The 16,901-nt window shown below is 72.7% G+C and carries 13 protein-coding genes; 8 read left to right on the top strand and 5 right to left on the bottom strand.

Annotation, left to right across the window (positions count from 1 at the left end; translation table 11 throughout):
* Positions 1–310: 310 nt before the first annotated feature.
* Positions 311–1,417, bottom strand: a complete 1,107-nt coding sequence (locus tag ACH9EU_RS13180) for an IS110 family RNA-guided transposase (protein ID WP_396412476.1) — start codon at positions 1,415–1,417, stop codon at positions 311–313.
* A gap of 241 nt (positions 1,418–1,658) precedes the next feature.
* On the opposite strand from ACH9EU_RS13180, the gene ACH9EU_RS13175 reads away from it, so the two are divergent.
* Positions 1,659–3,920, top strand: coding sequence for an MMPL family transporter (locus ACH9EU_RS13175; protein ID WP_396414369.1), 2,262 nt, complete (start codon positions 1,659–1,661; stop codon positions 3,918–3,920).
* A 13-nt stretch (positions 3,921–3,933) separates the two neighbouring features.
* On the opposite strand, the gene ACH9EU_RS13170 is transcribed toward ACH9EU_RS13175, so the two are convergent.
* Positions 3,934–4,764, bottom strand: coding sequence for a phosphatase PAP2 family protein (locus ACH9EU_RS13170; protein ID WP_396414368.1), 831 nt, complete (start codon positions 4,762–4,764; stop codon positions 3,934–3,936).
* Between the two features lie 416 nt (positions 4,765–5,180).
* Between ACH9EU_RS13170 and ACH9EU_RS13165 the strand changes: the two genes are divergently transcribed.
* The 7 genes from ACH9EU_RS13165 (at position 5,181) to ACH9EU_RS13135 (ending at position 13,594) form a co-directional block, all read left to right on the top strand.
* Entirely contained in the window at positions 5,181–5,513 is a 333-nt protein-coding gene (locus ACH9EU_RS13165; RefSeq protein WP_396414367.1) for a glutaredoxin domain-containing protein, read from the top strand.
* Positions 5,514–5,604: 91 nt separating this feature from the next.
* Complete coding sequence (locus tag ACH9EU_RS13160) at positions 5,605–6,828, top strand: ROK family protein (protein ID WP_396414366.1); 1,224 nt, start codon at positions 5,605–5,607, stop codon at positions 6,826–6,828.
* 236 nt (positions 6,829–7,064) lie between these two features.
* Positions 7,065–8,480: a sugar porter family MFS transporter gene (locus ACH9EU_RS13155; RefSeq protein ID WP_396414365.1), complete on the top strand. Its 1,416-nt coding sequence runs from the start codon at positions 7,065–7,067 to the stop codon at positions 8,478–8,480.
* 283 nt (positions 8,481–8,763) lie between these two features.
* Positions 8,764–10,440 (top strand): thiamine pyrophosphate-dependent enzyme, encoded by a 1,677-nt coding sequence (locus ACH9EU_RS13150; protein ID WP_396414364.1) that lies wholly within the window; start codon positions 8,764–8,766, stop codon positions 10,438–10,440.
* A gap of 235 nt (positions 10,441–10,675) precedes the next feature.
* Positions 10,676–11,503, top strand: coding sequence for an MSMEG_6728 family protein (locus ACH9EU_RS13145; RefSeq protein WP_396414363.1), 828 nt, complete (start codon positions 10,676–10,678; stop codon positions 11,501–11,503).
* A 133-nt stretch (positions 11,504–11,636) separates the two neighbouring features.
* Entirely contained in the window at positions 11,637–12,638 is a 1,002-nt protein-coding gene (locus tag ACH9EU_RS13140) for a zinc-binding dehydrogenase (RefSeq protein WP_396414362.1), read from the top strand.
* Positions 12,639–12,676: 38 nt separating this feature from the next.
* Positions 12,677–13,594 (top strand): FCD domain-containing protein, encoded by a 918-nt coding sequence (locus ACH9EU_RS13135; protein ID WP_396414361.1) that lies wholly within the window; start codon positions 12,677–12,679, stop codon positions 13,592–13,594.
* Positions 13,595–13,601: 7 nt separating this feature from the next.
* On the opposite strand, the gene ACH9EU_RS13130 is transcribed toward ACH9EU_RS13135, so the two are convergent.
* The 3 genes from ACH9EU_RS13130 to ACH9EU_RS13120 form a co-directional block, all read right to left on the bottom strand.
* The gene (locus ACH9EU_RS13130; protein WP_396414360.1) at positions 13,602–15,050 is read right to left on the bottom strand and encodes an ATP-binding protein; all 1,449 of its coding nucleotides are present in this window, start codon (positions 15,048–15,050) and stop codon (positions 13,602–13,604) included.
* The gene (locus ACH9EU_RS13125; RefSeq protein WP_396414359.1) at positions 15,047–15,730 is read right to left on the bottom strand and encodes a response regulator; all 684 of its coding nucleotides are present in this window, start codon (positions 15,728–15,730) and stop codon (positions 15,047–15,049) included. The genes ACH9EU_RS13130 and ACH9EU_RS13125 overlap by 4 nt, the downstream gene beginning before the upstream one ends.
* Before the next feature lie 324 nt (positions 15,731–16,054).
* Positions 16,055–16,867, bottom strand: a complete 813-nt coding sequence (locus tag ACH9EU_RS13120) for a rhomboid family intramembrane serine protease (protein ID WP_396414358.1) — start codon at positions 16,865–16,867, stop codon at positions 16,055–16,057.
* Positions 16,868–16,901: the final 34 nt, after the last annotated feature.

The following is a 16,901-nucleotide window of genomic DNA, read 5'->3' as shown; positions in this document are numbered from 1 at the left end:
CTGATATGTAGTCGATCTTGTCAAGAGGGCAGGGTGAAGCGGGGCACTCATTGATCGGTGGGTGCCCCGCTTCGTCGTTCATGGAGGGGTTGGGGTGATCTCTGCGGGCGTGTTGTCTCGACGCGTGGTCAGTCTGATATCCGCGGGTTGGTTACCGCATGACGCTGGTTTCGGCGCGAGGAGCGATGCTGGTCTGAGCTCGAGCGTGGCCACGAGGATCTCGTGACTGCTCACAGTCGAATCGCTGGTCTCCTCGGCGCGCGGCGCGCAGGAGATCTCCCGTGGCCGGGTCCGTGAACGGGTCTGTGGGTCATGCGTCCATGGTCGCCAGCGACCAGCACCAGCCGGCCATCTCTCGGGCGATCGCTGTGTTCGCGACCGTGTGACGCTTCTTGTGCTCGCTGAGCATGCTCCAGCGGTGATGCAGGCGCCTGTTGCCCGCATCGGCGCGTTCGGCCACGGCTGCCGGTGCCAGGGCCCACCGGTCCCGCATCGTCTTCCCCGGGCGGTACTGGGGCTTGTGGTGCCAGGCGGCCTCGATCAGCAACCGCCTGGCGTGGGCGTTGCCGGTCTTGGTGATCTGGCCCTGGGAGCGGGTTTGCCCGGAGGAGTGCTCCGAGGGCACCAGCCCCAGGTATGAGGCGATGTTCCGGCCCGTGAAGCGGTCCCAGTCGCCGATCTCCACCGCGAGAGAGAACGCGGTCAGGGTCGAGATCCCCCGCAGGCAGGCCAGACGCCGGGTGACCGTGGTCCACTCGGAGTCCTCGGCCAGCAGGAGGATCTGCGCGTCCAACCGGCACCGGCGGGCCAGGGCGTGGGCGACCGCGTCGTGGTAGTCGTCGAACACGATGCGTGAGACCTCGCCGAACACGGCGATGTCCTGGCGGGCCATCTGCTGCATCCAGGCCTCGTGCTTGCCGCTCCACGCCTCGCCGCCGGTGTAGACGTGGCCGTGGCGCAGGAGGAACTTCCCCAGCCGGTGACGGGCGCTCATCAGGTCCCGGCGCACGTCGTCCCTGGCCCGCACCAGGTCCCGTGCCACCTCGCGGGACCGGTCGGGAATCGTGACCTCGATGATGTCGTCGTTGCGGGCCAGTCGGGCCAGCAGCAGCGCGTCGTTCTTGTCGGTCTTGACCCTGTCACCGGAGGCCCGCAACAGCTTCGAGGGCGCCGCGACCTGGACCCGGTGGCCGGCCTCGATCAGGGTGCGGGCGAGTTCGTACCCGGTCGGTCCGGCCTCATAGGTCACCTGGACGGGGCCGTGCTCGCGGGCCAGAGCGTCGACGAACTCGCCCACCATGACGGTGTCAGCGCTGAGGGTCTGATGAATGATCTCGCCGGTCAGGCTGTCGATCGCGCAGGCCTTCACGCTGCGGGCATGGACATCCAGTCCCAGACTTGTACGCTCGGTGAACACCGGGGCCTCCTATGCATGTCGGCACCCCGACCCCGACCGGTCGGGGTGATCCACGTACTCTGCATAAGCGGGGCCCCGGCCACAAGACCCAGACGCCGCCTACACCCATAGCGTCTGAGCACTGCCCTTTATTTCGATTTCCGAAGCGTTAGGCTGGGGGCGGACCTCCACGGGGACGCACCCGCGCACGGGGTCCAGCGGCCGCTCCTGCGGCCGGTCCGCCGATCCCGAGAGGACCGCCATGACGTCGCCGGCTCCCGTCACCTCCCGCCCCGCTCCCTGGGCGGGACGCGGCCGGCCTCCTCGCCCGCGCCGGGGGGCCGGACTGCTGCGGGTGCTGCTGCCGGCTCTGCTCATCGTGGCGTGGCTGGGTGTCGCCGGCGTCGGCGGCCCCTACTTCGGCAAGATCTCCGAGGTCTCGACCAACGACCGGTCCAGTTTCCTGCCGGAGTCCGCCGAGTCCACACGGGTCGCTCAGCTCCAGCAGGAGTTCCGCGACGCGGACGCCGTCCCGGCGATCGTGCTGCTGGTGCGGGAGGGCGGCCTGGCGGCCGGGGACCGGGAATGGGCCCAGGAGACGGCCTCCGCCGTCCAGGACTCCGGCCTCTCCGAGGGTGCGACGTCGCCGCCCATTCCCGCCCGGGACGGCGAGGCACTCCAGGTCGTGGTTCCGCTGCCGGACGGCGAGGTCGTCGACGACGTCGAGGCGCTGACCGGGAGGTTCGCCCAGGACCGGCCCGAAGGGCTGCAGGTGTGGGTCACGGGACCGGCCGGATTCACGGCCGACCTCGTCGCGGGCTTCGAGGGCATCGACGGGCTCCTGCTCGGCACGGCCCTCGCCGTGGTCCTCGCGATCCTGCTCGTGGTCTACCGCTCGCCCGTGCTGCCCGTCCTCGTCCTGCTGACCTCCGTCCTGGCCCTGAGCGCCGCAGTCCTGGTCGTGTACCGGCTCGCCGCCGAGGGGCTGGTCAGCATCAGCGGGCAGGTCCAGGGCATCCTGTTCATCCTCGTCGTCGGGGCGGCCACGGACTACTCCCTGCTCTACACCGCCCGCTACCGGGACGCGCTGCTGCACCACCGGCGCCGCGCGGACGCCACGCGGGAGGCCCTCAGGGGCACGACGGAGCCGGTGCTCGCCTCGGGCGCCACGGTGATCGCCGGCCTGCTGTGCCTTCTGCTGTCCGACCTCGCGTCCAACAAGGCCCTGGGCCCGGTGGCCGCGGTGGGGATCGTGATGTCCGTCCTGGCCGCCCTGACATTCCTGCCGGCGGCCCTGCACCTCCTGGGCCGGGGCGCCTTCTGGCCCTTCAGTCCCCGGCACGACCCCTCGGGCGCCGAACGGGTGCGCGTGCGGGACCACGGCGCCGGCGACCGGCCGAGCGTCGAGGGCCGAGGTCTCTGGGCCTCCGTCGCGCGCTTCGTGGCACGGGCCCCCCGCACCGTCTGGGTCGCGACGACCGTCGTGCTGCTCGGCCTCGCCGGATTCAGCACGCAGTTCCAGGCCTCGGGCGTGGAGCAGAGCGAGCTGGTGCTGGGCGAGTCCCAGGCGCGGGACGGCCAGGAGGCCCTGGCCGAGCACTTCCCCGGGGGGTCGGGCAGTCCTGCGATCGTCATGGTCCCCACGGGGTCCTTCGACGACGCCGTCGCGGCCGCCGAGGCCACGGAGGGCACCGCCGACGTCGCGGTGGTGGCCGACGGCTCCCCGTCCGGCACCCTTCCGGTCGGCCAGGACGCCGCCCCGCCGTCCGGGCCCCCGGCGGAGGCCGGACCGCCCCGGGGAGACGGACCCTTCTCGGCGGCCGAGACCGTCGAGGCGCAGGGTCGCCTCCAGCTGCTGGTGACCCTGGCGGACGCGGCAGACTCCCCCGAGGCCGAGGCCACGGTGCGCGAGCTCCGGGACAGCCTGCGCGCGGTGGACGAGGAGATCCTCGTGGGCGGGGAGACCGCGACCACCCTGGACACGAACGCGACCTCGATCGCGGACCGGACGCTGATCATCCCCGTGGTCCTCGGCGTCATCACGCTCGTGCTCATGCTGCTGCTGCGCTCGGTCCTCGCGCCGGTGCTGCTCCTGCTGACCACCGTGGTCTCCTACTTCACGGCCCTCGGCGTCGCGGCACTGGTCTTCGAGCACGTGCTGGGGTTCCCGGGCGCGGACCCGTCCGTCCCGCTGTTCGGCTTCGTGTTCCTCGTGGCGCTGGGCATCGACTACAACATCTTCCTGATGTCCCGCGTCCGGGAGGAGTCCCTGACCCACGGCACGCGCGCCGGGATCCTGCGGGGACTGACGCTCACGGGCGGGGTGATCACCTCGGCGGGGATCGTGCTCGCCGCGACGTTCGCCGCCCTGGCGGTCATCCCGATCATGTTCCTGGTGCAGCTGGCGTTCATCGTGGCGTTCGGGGTGCTGCTGGACGCACTGATCGTGCGCTCCCTGCTGGTGCCGGCCCTGACCTACGACCTCGGCCGGGTGATCTGGTGGCCGCGCCGGGCGGGCACCTGACAGGACGCACCGTTCAGGCCGCGTGGTGCCCGGGGTGCCGGGAGACGATCGGCACCCGAGCGGTGTCGAGTGCGGGCTCCTCGACCGCGGGCTCCTCGGCCGGGGCCTCCGACGCACCGTCCTCCGCCCATCCGGCGCCCTCCTGCTCCCAGCCGAAGCCCCACGCGAGTGCGGGCACGAGCCGATTGGCGAGCCCGCAGCCGATCGCGACCCCCGCCCAGGCGACGGGGAGAGCGGCGAGGACGTCGAGGGGATAGTGCGCGCCGAGGTAGACCTGGGAGAGCCCGACGAGGGCGACCACGGCCAGTCCCGCGGCGAGAACCGCGGGACCGCGGCCCGGCCGGCGTGCGGCCAGGGCCAGAGCGGTCGCGACGGCCAGTGCGGCGCCCACGTGTCCGGAGGGGAAGGACGTCGTCCCCGCCACGACCACCTGGGGCTCCAGCAGTGCGGACGGACCCGGCTGTGGCCGGCCCACGGCCATGGCCACGAACGAGACGGCGGCCCAGCCCGACAGGGCGGTCACCGCGAAGCCGGCGGCGTCCCAGGCGCGCCGCCGTGCGAGCCACGCCGTCACCGCCGCGACGACCACGAGCACGCCCGGCCCGGAGGAGGCGTGGTGGAGGGCGAGCGCCGGGACGTCCAGCGCGCCCGAGCGGACGGCGTCGAGCCGTTGCAGGACCACTGACTCCTGGGCCCCGACCCCGGGGGAGTACACCAAGAGGCGTCCGATCGTCGCCGTGACGAGAACGACGATGAACGGGACGACCACCCACTGGTGAAGCTGGGGCAGGGACCAGGTGGAGCGGGCCGGCCGGGGGGAAGAATGCTGCGCCGGGAGTGCCATGGAGCCCACCATGGCACACGCCACGTTCGCGAACGGCTCCCGTGCGCGTGTGGCGGTGATCTTGGCGAAGAATTCGGGGCTCCGGCCCAGTGAATTACAAAACATGAAGTTTGCGGCCTCTCTCCTCCACGCCGCCTGCCGACAGGGCACTCCCGTCCCGTCTCGACGGATGTGCCGCGAGATCAACCTGACAAGGACGAGGAGAGTAGCTTCACCTCGTTTCACGTGGAACGCACTCCTGCTGACGACGCTCGACAACCTCACGGGGGTGCTTCACTCCGCCGGCGAGGTCGGGGGAACAGCGGCGATCCGTCTCGCACCTGTCCCTCGGACCGGGGACAGTGACCCTCGCCCGTCCGGCCGTTAGACTGAACCGCCCAGCCGGACCCGAGTCGACCCAGCGCCGAGGAGCACCCGTGTTCAAGAAGGATCCGCCTCCCAGCACCCGCCCCGTCGCCACCGGGACGGAGGCCGCGCGGCACGTGGCGGAGGGCGGGGTCGCCATCTACTGGCGTCCGGGGTGTCCCTTCTGCACCATGCTCGAACAGGGACTGGGCGAGGAGGCCTCCGGCGCCGTCTGGACGAACATCTGGGAGGACCCGGAGGCCCAGGCCTTCGTCGAGTCCCTCAACGACGGCAACGCCACCGTGCCCACCGTGGTGGCCCGCGGCGAGCACTTCGTCGCCGCGTCCACCCAGCAGGTGGCGGCTGCCAGGGAGCTGATCGCGGGCGCCGCGCGCAAGCCGTGATCCGCCGACGCCGGCCGCTCCGCGACCGCCGGGAGCACATCATTGACGGCACACCGCTTGTCTTCGACCTGTGAAGACTGCGTAGAATCAGATGCCCCACAACCTTCACCGGCGAAAGAGGACGGCGATGTCCCACCCGGCCGGAGCGGGGCGGAAGCCCGGCTCCCAGACCTCCTTGCGGAATGCGAACCAGCGCCGCGTCCTCGACACCGTGCGGCGCAGCGGCCGGCTCACCCAGGCGCAGATCGCCCGGCGCACCTCCCTGGCGCCCTCCACGGTCTCCAACATCGTGCACGAGCTCATGGACGCCGGGCTGCTGGTCATGGCGGCGGACCACGCCGGTCGCCGGGGGCAGCTCGTCGGCTTCAGCGGGTCCGCCGGCCACGTCGTCGGGGTGGACTTCGGCCACCGCCACGTCACGGTGGCGGTGGCCGACCTCAACCAGCAGGTCGTCGGACAGCGCCGGCACGAGCTGCCCTCCGGCCACCGCTTCGGCGACGACCTGGAACTGGTGCGCCGGGTCCTGGACCGGCTCCTCGAGGAGATCGGCACGCCGGGCTCGACGCTGCTCGCCGCGGGGCTGACCCTGCCGGCCCCCGTGGACCTCGGCGGTCGTCTGATCAGCACGAGCGCGATCCTGCCCGGCTGGGGCGGGATCGACCTGCGCGAGGAGGCCGGCCGCCGGCTCGGCGTGCCCGTCGTCGTCGAGAACGACGCGAACGCGGGCGCCCTGGGCGAGCACACCCGGGGAGCCGGGCGCGGGACCCGGAACATGGCGTACGTGAAGATCGGTCACGGCGTGGGCTCGGGTCTGGTTCTCAACGGGTCGCTCTTCCGCGGCGCCACGGGATCCGCCGGCGAGATCGGGCACTCCACCGTCGACGAACGCGGCAAGGTGTGCCGCTGCGGCAGCCGCGGCTGCCTGGAGACCTTCGTCTCCTCGGGGGAGATCACCCGGCTGCTGGCCGACACGCACGGCTCCGACCTGACCGTCCCGGAGCTCGTGGACGCGGCCCTGGACGGGGACGTGGGCTGCGCCCGGGTCGTCGGGGACACCGGGCGGATGCTCGGCACCGCCGTGGCCACCCTGTGCAACATCGTCAATCCGGAGCTCGTCGTCATCGGCGGGGAGATCTCCCGGGCGGGCGAGATGCTGCTCGGCCCGCTGCGGGAGATCGTCGCCCGGCACGGCGTGCGCGGCAGCGTCCGCGACCTGCGCATCGAGGCCGCCGAACTCGGCCTCCGGGCGCACGTGGTCGGAGCGGTGATCCTGGCGCTCGAGCACGTCGAGCTGCCCCTGGGCACCGGCGGGTGAGTCCTCGCAATTTCTTCGTTCGACTAATGGACATTGCCTGGGGGGCGTCCTAGTGTGGAGCGCACCACAGTCACCCCGGTCCGGGGCCGTGGGTCGTCCGCGGTCGTGACCTCGGCCTCGTCCGTCCGCGCGCCGCAACTCCTCCGGATCGTTCCGGCCCCGATCGTCCCGCCCAGGATGTCCTCGCCGAGGATTTCCTCCACCAGAATTTCTTCCCCCAGGAAGGGAGCTGTCCGATGAGCCAGGACGCCTCGACCCCCAAGCTCGCGGAGAACCCGAACACCTCGGCCGTCATCCGCATCAGCATCATCGCCGCCTTCGGCGGCTTTCTCTTCGGCTACGACTCCGCCGTCATCAACGGGGCGGTCTCCGCCATCCAGGAGGAGTTCGGCGTCAGCCCCGCGCCGCTCGGCTTCGCCGTGGCCTCCGCCCTGCTCGGAGCCGCCGCCGGTGCGTTCTTCGGGGGACGGATCGCCGACCTCCTGGGCCGGGTCCCGGTCATGAAGATCGCCGCCGTTCTCTTCCTGGTGAGCGCCATCGGCTGTGGTGTCGTCGACAGCTTCGGCTGGCTCATCTTCTGGCGCGTCGTCGGCGGTGTGGGAGTGGGCGTGGCCTCGATCATCGCCCCGGCCTACATCGCCGAGGTGGCCCCCGCGTCCATCCGGGGCCGGCTGGGCTCGCTGCAGCAGATGGGCATCGTGCTCGGCATCTTCATCTCGCTCGCCGTCGACGCCTGGCTCGCATCGATGGCCGGGGGCTCCACGCAGGAGCTGTGGCTCGGCCTCGAGGCCTGGCGGTGGATGTTCATGGCCGAGGCCGTCCCGGCCGTGGCCTACCTCGTCGGTGCTTTCACGATCCCCGAGTCCCCGCGCTACCTGGTGGAGGACGGGCGCCCCGACGAGGCCCGTGCCGTGCTCGCGAACCTGCAGGGATCCGCGTCGGCGGACGAGCGCGTGCGCCTCATCCAGGAGTCGCTCGTGCGGGAGCACAAGCCGCGCCTGAGCGACCTCAAGGGGCGTGCCGCCGGCCTGAAGCCCATCGTGTGGGTCGGCATCGGCCTCGCCGCGCTCCAGCAGTTCGTGGGCATCAACGTGATCTTCTACTACTCGAACGTGCTGTGGCAGTCCGTGGGCTTCACCGAGGCCGACTCGTTCACGATCACCGTGATCACGTCCATCACCAACGTCGCGGTGACCATCGTCGCCATCGCGCTGGTCGAGAAGGTGGGCCGTCGCCGCCTGCTCCTCATCGGCTCCGGCGGCATGGCGCTCATGCTCGGCACCCTCTCCGTCCTCTTCGCCACCGCGGACGTCGTGAACGGCCAACCGGATCTCGGCCCGACCGCGGGTCCGATCGCGCTGGTCGCGGCCAACCTGTTCGTCGTCTTCTTCGGCGTCTCGTGGGGCCCCATGATGTGGGTGCTCCTGGGCGAGATGTTCCCGAACCAGATCCGCGGGGCCGCCCTCGCCGTGGCCGGCTTCGTGCAGTGGATCGCCAACTGGATCGTCACGGTGACGTTCCCGTCCCTGGCGGCCTTCTCCCTGGGTGTCGCGTACGGGCTCTACGCGTTCTTCGCGCTGGTCTCGCTGATCTTCACGATCAAGATGGTCCGCGAGACCACCGGCATCGAACTCGAGGACATGCTCGACTGACCGTCTGCCCGACGTCGTCCGAGCTCGACGGCGGCCCCTGTCCCCACGCCGGGAGAGGGGCCGCCGTCGTCGTGCGGGGCGGGCACGCCGGGCACCGCCTCACGGCACCTCGCCCCGCCCGTGGGCCCTTCTTTACCGTTACGTGACCCCCAGGACACAGACTGGAGCGTTCTTCGGGTATTTTCGGGAGAACTGCATGCACCGGCCGGCCGCGCCCATCGTGGCCCGCACGGTGCCCGCGCACCACCCAGACCTCCATTTTCGACGGCGAAAAGGACCCACGTTGACCCAGACCACTGCGGTACCCGCAACAAGCACTCAGACTCCAGGCCGCAAGTCGGCGGGGCACGTGATCGTGGACACGCTCGTGGCGCACGGGGTGCAGCGCACCTACGTGGTGCCCGGGGAGTCCTATCTCGACGTGCTCGACGGCCTGCACCACTCCCCGATCGAGACCGTGGTCTGCCGGCACGAGGGCGGTGCGGCGTACATGGCCGAGGCCGACGGGAAGATGACCTCCACACCCGGGGTGGCCATGGTGACCCGCGGGCCCGGTGCGGCCAACGCCCACGTGGGCCTGCACACCTCCTGGCAGGACTCGACCCCGATGGTGCTGTTCGTGGGCCTGATCCCCTTCGAGCACCGCGACCGCGAGGCGTTCCAGGAGTTCGACCCGCACGCCTGGTTCGACTCCGGGGCCAAGCGCGTGATGGTCCTGGACCACGCCGAGCGGGCCAGCGAGATCGTGGCCGAGGCGATGTTCGCCGCCAACTCCGGCCGGCCCGGTCCCGTGGTGGTCGGGCTTCCCGAGGACATCATCCAGCGGGAGATCGACGCGACCCTGCACCCGCCGATCCCGGTGGCCACCGGGGGGATGACGGTCAAGGACTGGAAGGCCCTGCGCGACGCGCTCTCGGGGGCGGAGAAGCCGCTGTTCGTCACCGGCGGCAACGACTGGACCGACGCCGGGGCGGCGGGGCTGACGGCCTGGCTGGAGGAGCACCACCTGCCGGCCGCGGCCGAGTGGCGCACCGAGGGCACCGTGCCCTTCGACTCCGGCTCCTACGTGGGTCCCATCGGCTACGGCCGCCCGCAGGCGACCTTCCAGATGCTCGAGGAGACCGACCTGCTCGTGTTCGTGGGCACCGTGCCCGGGGACGTGATCACCAACGGCTTCCTGGTCCGTCAGGACTGGAAGAAGAAGAACTTCCTGGTCACCATCGACCCGTCCCTGCGCGGGCGCTCCGGGCCGGTGTCCTACCAGATCGTCTCCAAGCCCGACACCTTCGTGCGCGACCTGGTGCGCATCGACCTGCCCGCCAAGCCCCAGTGGAAGGAGTGGACCGCCCGGCTGCGGGCGCAGCAGGTGGAGTTCTCCACCCCCGCCGCCACGACCCCCACCGGCGGACCGGCCCGGATGGACACCCTGATGGCCCACCTCGTCGCCGGACTGCCCGCCGACGCCATGGTCACCTTCGGCGCCGGGGAGCACACCAACTGGGCCCACCGCTACTTCCCCACCCGCGGCTACGCCTCGATGATCTCCGCCCGCAACGGCTCCATGGGCTACTCCGTGCCCTCCGCGGTCGCGGCCTCCCTGCGCTACCCGGGCCGGCGGATCGTGACCATCGCCGGGGACGGGGAGTTCCTGATGAACGGCCAGGAGCTGGCCACCGCGACCCAGTACGGGGCGACCCCGCTGGTGATCGTGATGGACAACCAGGAGTACGGCACCATCCGCACCCACCAGGAGCGCGACTACCCCGACCGGGTCTCGGGCACCCAGCTGGTCAACCCCGACTTCGCCCTCATGGCCCAGGCCTTCGGCGGGTACGGAGTGCGCGTGGAGACCGACGCCGAGATCCCCGGCGCACTGGAGTCCGCGCTCAAGGCGATCGACGAGGACGGCAGGTTCGCCCTCATCCACCTCATCGTGGAGCAGCGCGTCAAGGCCTACTGACGCACCCCGCCCGGGGGAGCCCCGGCCTCCTCCGGGGCTCCCCCGACCGCGAGGGCACAGCCGCTGCCTCCCGCCGCCGGGACACGGCGGCAGCTGTGACCTCGGGCGTCCGCGCGCGTCCCTGGGCCCCCGTGCGTCCGCGGCGGCGGCTGCGCACCCGGGCGGCAGAGGCTTCGCCCTGGGCGTCCGCGGAAAACGCTGTGGTCGGGCGCATGCCGCGGTGCACACTGGGTCGGTGCAGACCTTTCTCCCCCACCCGGACTTCGCCCGCTCGGCGCGTGCCCTGGACCGCCGGCGGCTCGGCAAGCAGCGCGTGGAGACGCTCCAGGTGCTGCGCGCCGCCACGGTCCCCGGCTACGGGTGGTACCGTCACCCCGCCACCGCGATGTGGGAGCACCACGTGCCCGCGCTCGTGGCCTACGGCCGGGCGATGGTGGACGAGTGGACGGCCCGCGGCGGGGCCGACAGCACCGGGTGGCAGATCCGCGAGTTCGCCCCCGGGGCCTGGGACCGCCGGCCCGGCGACGTCGTGGCCGATGCCCCCGCGTGGCTGGGCGACCCCGCGCTGCACCGCTCGCACCGGTCCAACCTCCTGCGCAAGGACGAGGACCACTACCGCGCGCTCTTCCCGGACGACCCCGCGGACCTGGACTACGTCTGGCCCGTGCCCGCGGAAGGCCGCACGCCGCCGTCCGAGCCCCCGCCCGGGGCCCGGGCGTGGGTGCTGGGGTCCGGGGCGCACACGCGGCACGGGAACGCCGTCCTCGTCCCGTTCGGGCCGCCGGCGGGCGTCCGGGAGACCCGCTGGGCCCAGGCGCTGGAGCGCGTGGAACAGGAGCTGCGGGGCGGGGAGACCCTTCTGCTGCTGGACGGTCCACCCGGTCCGGAGCAGGTGGTCCGGCGGACGGTCCTGACCGAGCGGGTCCACCACGCCGTGGCCGGGTTCTCCCTGGAGCTCGAGCCGCTCGGGGACCTCGCGCGCCGGGAGCTCCCGGTCCCCGCGCGGCTGCAGTGCCCACGCCCGGTGTTCGCCGTCCCGCTGCAGGAGATCCCCGCGGCATGAGCCCGCGCGGCCGGCACGGGGTGTGGCGCCGGTGACCGGTCATTCCGCGTCACGCGCCACCGGCCGGGCGATGCGTCGGTAGCATGTCACGCAAGGTGCGCGCTCCTCGCGTCCACCACGAGGAGGTGTACGCATGCGAGGCTCCCACGTCCCCGCCACGGGAACCGTCACGGTCACCGACTGGCCGGACCCGCGGGCTCGTGAACCCGGTCAGCTCGTGGTGCGGATGCTGCACGCGTCCATCTGCGGCTCCGACCTCCACGCGGCCTTCCACGGGCTGCTGCACCCCGGGGGCCCGCGGCGGCCGGGCTATCCCGGCCACGAGGGCGTGGGGGTGGTCGTCGAGTCCCGCTCGCGGCGCTGCCCCGAGGGCACGCTCGTCCTCACGGTGCCGCAGGGCGAGATGGGCGGGTGTTTCGCGGAGCTGCAGCTGCTGGACGACCTGCACGTCGTGGAGCTGCCCGCCGGCACCGACCCCGCGGACTCCCGTCAGCTGCGGCGGCTCATGATGGCGCAGCAGTACGGCACCTGCCTCTACGCCATGCGCCAGTTCTGGCCCGTGGAGCGGCCGGCCCGCCGCGCGCACACCTGCGTGGTGATGGGCACCGGCTCCGCGGGCCTCTTCTTCGTGGAGGAGGCACTGCGCCTCGGTTTCCGGCACGTGGTCGCCTCCGATCTGGACGCCCGTCGGCTCGACGTCGCCCGGCGGCTGGGTGCCGTCCCCGTGCACGTGCCGCGGCAGGAGCTCGCCGAGGTCGTGGCCGAGGTCAGCGAGGGCCGCGGGGCGGACCTGGTGGTCGAGGCCGTGGGCCACGACGTCCTGCGCGACCAGGCGGTGGAGCTTGCCGCTCCGCGCGGCATCGTGGGCTTCTTCGGCCTGCCGGAGCGTCACGGCGCCACCGAGATCCCGCTGTGGACGGCCTTCCGGAAGAACCTGCGGCTGCAGTGCTCCGTGTCCGCGCAGTCGGAGCCCGGCCTCACGTCCTTCCGCGAGGCGCTGCGCCGGATCTCCGAGGGGGAGATCGACGTGGACCACTGCCTCGGCCCCGAGTATCCGCTCGAACGTGTCGCCGAGGCGATGCGGGACGCCGAGGAGCGGCGCGGCGGGCACGTCAAGCTCACCATCACTCCCTGACCGGTCCCCCGAACCGGTCCCCCGGACGAGGAGCTCCCGTGACCACTCGCCCGCCCGCCGCCGGTCCGCCGGCCGCGGGCCCGCCGGCCGGCGAACCGGCGGTCGGCGAACCGGCGGTCGACGACCCACCGGCCGACGGATCCGGCCCGGTGCCCGTCCCCCCGGGGAGCACCTCTCCGGCGCTTCCGGCGGTCGTCGCCACGACGGGCAGGTCTCTCGCGGAGCAGGTGATGGTGGCCGTGCGCCGGGCCGCGCGGGCCGGCGAGATGGAGCCCGGGAGGCTCTACTCGGTCCAGCAGCTGGCCTCCGTCCTGCAGGTCTCCCGGAGCCCGGTCCGGGAGGGCCTCCTGCGCCTCGGCGAGGCGGGACTGGTCCGCTTCCACCGCAACCGGGGCTTCGAGATCGTCCGGCCCGGACCGTGCGAGGTCGCGGAGATCCTCGTGGTGCGCACCGCCCTGGAGGTGCCCGCCGCCCGGCGCGTGGCCCGTCTGGCCGGAGCCCACGACCTGGAGGGGCTGCGGCGGCAGGGCCACGCCGTGGCGTGTGCGGTGCGCGCGGGCGACGCGGACGCGGCCGTCGAGGCGGACCAGCGCCTCCACCGGCTGCTGATGCGCGCCGCGGGCAACCAGCAGGCGGCCCGGCTCGTGGAGCAGCTGTGGACGGCGACGTCCATCCTGGGCGCCGTTGCCGGCCCCGCCGCTCCACCGGCCGCCGCGCCCACCGCGGAGCCCGATGCGGCCGCCGCGGAGCGCGACGGCCTCGCCGCCGAGCACGACGCTCTCGTCGCGGCCCTCGTGGCCCGGGACGAGGAGGCCGCGGCGCTGGCGGTGCGCGCGCACCTGGCCGCGACGGCGTGCCGGCTCGTCGCCCGGGCCCTGCGCGGCGAGGGCCTGGTCGGGACGCGGGCGGAGCAGAGGGCCGAGGAGCTCTGGAACACCGCTGTCCGGGGCTGGTGAGCGGCTGTCAGACGCCGGCGGCCCCGCCCTCCCGCGGCAGCCGGACCAGGAGTCGGCACCGGCCCTCCGGGTCCTCGGTGGCCCGGATCGTGCCGCCGTGGGCCGAGACGATCTCCCGGCTGATCGCCAGACCGAGACCGGAGCCGCCCGTGTCCCGGGTCCGGGAGTCGTCGAGCCGCACGAAGCGCTCGAAGACCCGTTCCCGATCCTGCGGGGGGATGCCCGGGCCGTCGTCGTCCACCGTGATCACGGCCTCCGTACCCTCCGCGCGCACGGCCACGGCGATCCAGGAGACCGCGTGCCGCTCGGCGTTGGAGAGCAGGTTGCGCACCACCTGCTGCAGCCGGCTCGCGTCCCCCCGGATCCGGACCGGGTCCACGTGGACGCGCAGCTCGTGCGCCGACGCCGGGCGCAGCCGCGCGACCTCCTCACGGACGACCTCGTCGAGGTCCGTGTCGGCCGTGCGCAGCCGCAGTCCGGCGTCGTCGATCTTCGCCAGGGTCAGCAGGTCTTCCACGAGCCGGCCCATGCGCCGTGCCTGCGACCGCAGCACCGGTGCCACCTCGGGCCACACGGCCCCGGACGCGTCCGAGGCGGCGACGTCGATGGTGGTCGTCAGGGTCGTGAGCGGGCTGCGCAGCTCGTGGGAGGCGTCCGCGACGAACCTCCGCTGCGCGCGGTCCGCGGCCTGGAGCCGGTCGAGCATCCCGTTCATCGTGGTGGCGAGCGTCGCGATCTCGTCCCGGCTCGGCGGCACGTCGACCCGTTCGTCCAGGCGGACGGTGCCGATGCCCCGGACCTGCTCGGTGATCCGCCGGACGGGTGCCAGGGACCGGCCCACGAGGAACCACATGAGCGCCCCGCCCAGCACGGCCAGCGCCGGCCCGCCCACGAGCAGGAACAGCACCACGGTCTGCAGCGCGCCCTGCTGCAGCGACATGGGCACGGCCACCGTGAGGGTCAGGGGCACCCCGTCGATGTACATGCCGTGAGCGACATACACGAAGTCGTCGGTCCGCGGGCTCGGCCCGCCGTCGGCCCGCACCGAGTCGAAGGACTCCCCCGGCGCCAGCACGGGCACGGAGAGGTCGGACTCGATCGCGGCCGCGGGGGAGGCCGCCACGACCCGCCCCTCCGTGTCCTGCAGCTGCACGATCACCCCCGGCCGGCCGAGCCGCAGCATCAGCTCGCCCAGCCCGTGCGGGGTGCGGACAGCGGTCTCCCCCGGGTTCCCGGAGGCCGTGCGCGGGTCCCACCCGACTCCGAGCTCCCGCAGGATCTCGGTCTGCCGGGCCACGGCCTGGTCGTGGGCCGAGCCCACCACGGTGCGGCCCAGGACCTCGAGCAGCACGACACCGGCCACCGCCACCACCAGCAGGATGAGCAGGACCGCCGCGCCCGTGCTCCGCCCCCGGACGCCCCACCGCCGGGGCAGGGCGGGACGACGGGACGTCACGGGCCGGCGGCGTCGGGCACCAGCCGGTAGCCCATGCCGCGCACGGTCTGGAGGGTCGTGAGACCGAAGGGGACGTCGATCTTCCTGCGCAGATAGCCCACGTAGACCTCCACGATGTTCTCCGAGCCCTCGAAGGCCGCGTCCCAGGCGTTGTCCATGATCTCGGCCTTGGAGACCACCTTCTCCTTGTTCTGCAGCAGGAACTGGAGGATCACGTACTCCTTGGCCGTGAGCTCCAGCGGCTGCCCCCGGCGGGTCACCGTCCGCCGGACGGGGTCGAGCTCGAGGGAGCCCGCGGTGAGCACGACGGGGCGCTCCGGAGCGCCCCGCCGGATCAGCGCGCGCAACCGCGCCACCAGCACGGGGAAGCTGAACGGCTTGGTGAGGTAGTCGTCGGCGCCCAGGTCGAAGGCGTCCGTCTGGTCGTACTCCCCGTCCTTGGCGGTGAGCATCATGACGGGCACCCAGTTCTCCTCGGCGCGCATCTCCTCGAGAACGGCGTAGCCGTTGCGGCCGGGGAGCATGAGGTCCAGGACGACGACGTCGTAGGGGTTCTCCCGGGCCAGCCAGCCGCCGGTGATGCCGTCGTGGGCGACGTCCACCACGAAGCCCTCGTTCGTGAGACCGCGGCGCAGCGTCTCGGCGAGATCCGTCTCGTCCTCCACCAGCAGTATCCGCATCCGTCCTCCAGTCCCGGTCCGTGTCCGCGGGGGCGCCCTGCCCCGCTCCAGTCTCGCCCACCCGAGCCGATCCCGGGACGAGGCAGGGGCCGCACCGCCGTCCTCGTTCTCCCCAGGTGGTGCACAAAGTTGTCCACAGGTGTGGAGAAGTGTGTGCACACCGGCGGTCTCCACAGCGTTATTAACAGCTGTGGAGACCGCCGTGGCGCCCTCCACGGCCGAGACCACAGCCGTGGAATTCCACCGGTGGGATTTGTCGACAGGTGGGGACAAGTCCTGTGGACAATCCCGCCCGGCACGCACCGCCGCTGTGGACGGCCGTGTTCACCGCCGCCCCGGACCCCGCTGTCCGGGGTCCCGCCGGTCTCGGCGGACGGCGGTGAAGGCCAGGGCCACGAGTGCCCCGGTGGCGAGCCCGCCCAGGTGGGCCTGCCACGCGATGCCCGGGACCACGAAGCCGAACACCACGTTCACGCCGATCAGCACGGCGATGGGGGTGATCGACTGGCCCAGGTGCCGCTGCAGCACGAACAGCGCGCCGAAGAGTCCGAAGATGCCGCCCGAGGCGCCCACGACGAGGGACATGGGATGTGCGAGCAGCAGCACCCCCAGGGAGCCGCCGAGGACCGACAGGAGGAACAGGGTGAGGAACCGCCCACGGCCCAGGGCGGGTTCGAGCATCCGGCCGAAGAGGTACAGCATGTACATGTTCAGCAGCAGGTGCAGCGGGTTGGCCATCGAGTGCAGAAATCCGCTCGTGAGCATCCGCCACGGCTCCGGTGCGGTGAGCGCGGGGGCATAGGCGAACATCCTGGTCAGGCTGAGCCCCGCGGCCTGCCCGAGCCACTGGAGGACATAGACCGCCGCGTTGACCCCGATCAGGCCCCAGGTCACCAGCATCGGGGAGCCCGCGGACGCCCGGCCGCCGAGGCTCGTGCGCACGGCCGGGCGCGTGCGCGCGGCCTCCCGCACGCAGTCCACGCAGTGGACGCCCACGGCGGCGGGACGCTGGCACTCCGGGCAGGCCGGACGCCCGCAACGCTGGCACCGGACGTAGCTGGGCCGGTCGGGGTGGCGCGGGCACACGGGCACCTCTCCCCCGGTGGACTCGCCGTACTGCGGTCGTTGGCCGCTCACTGGAACTCCTTCCGGACCGGCCCGGGGGCCGGGG

The sequence above is a fragment of the Kocuria rhizosphaerae genome, from assembly GCF_044462265.1.
GTDB lineage: Bacteria > Actinomycetota > Actinomycetes > Actinomycetales > Micrococcaceae > Kocuria > Kocuria rhizosphaerae.
The sequence above is the reverse complement of the archived record's forward strand: the minus strand, read 5'-3'. Positions and strand labels throughout refer to the sequence as shown.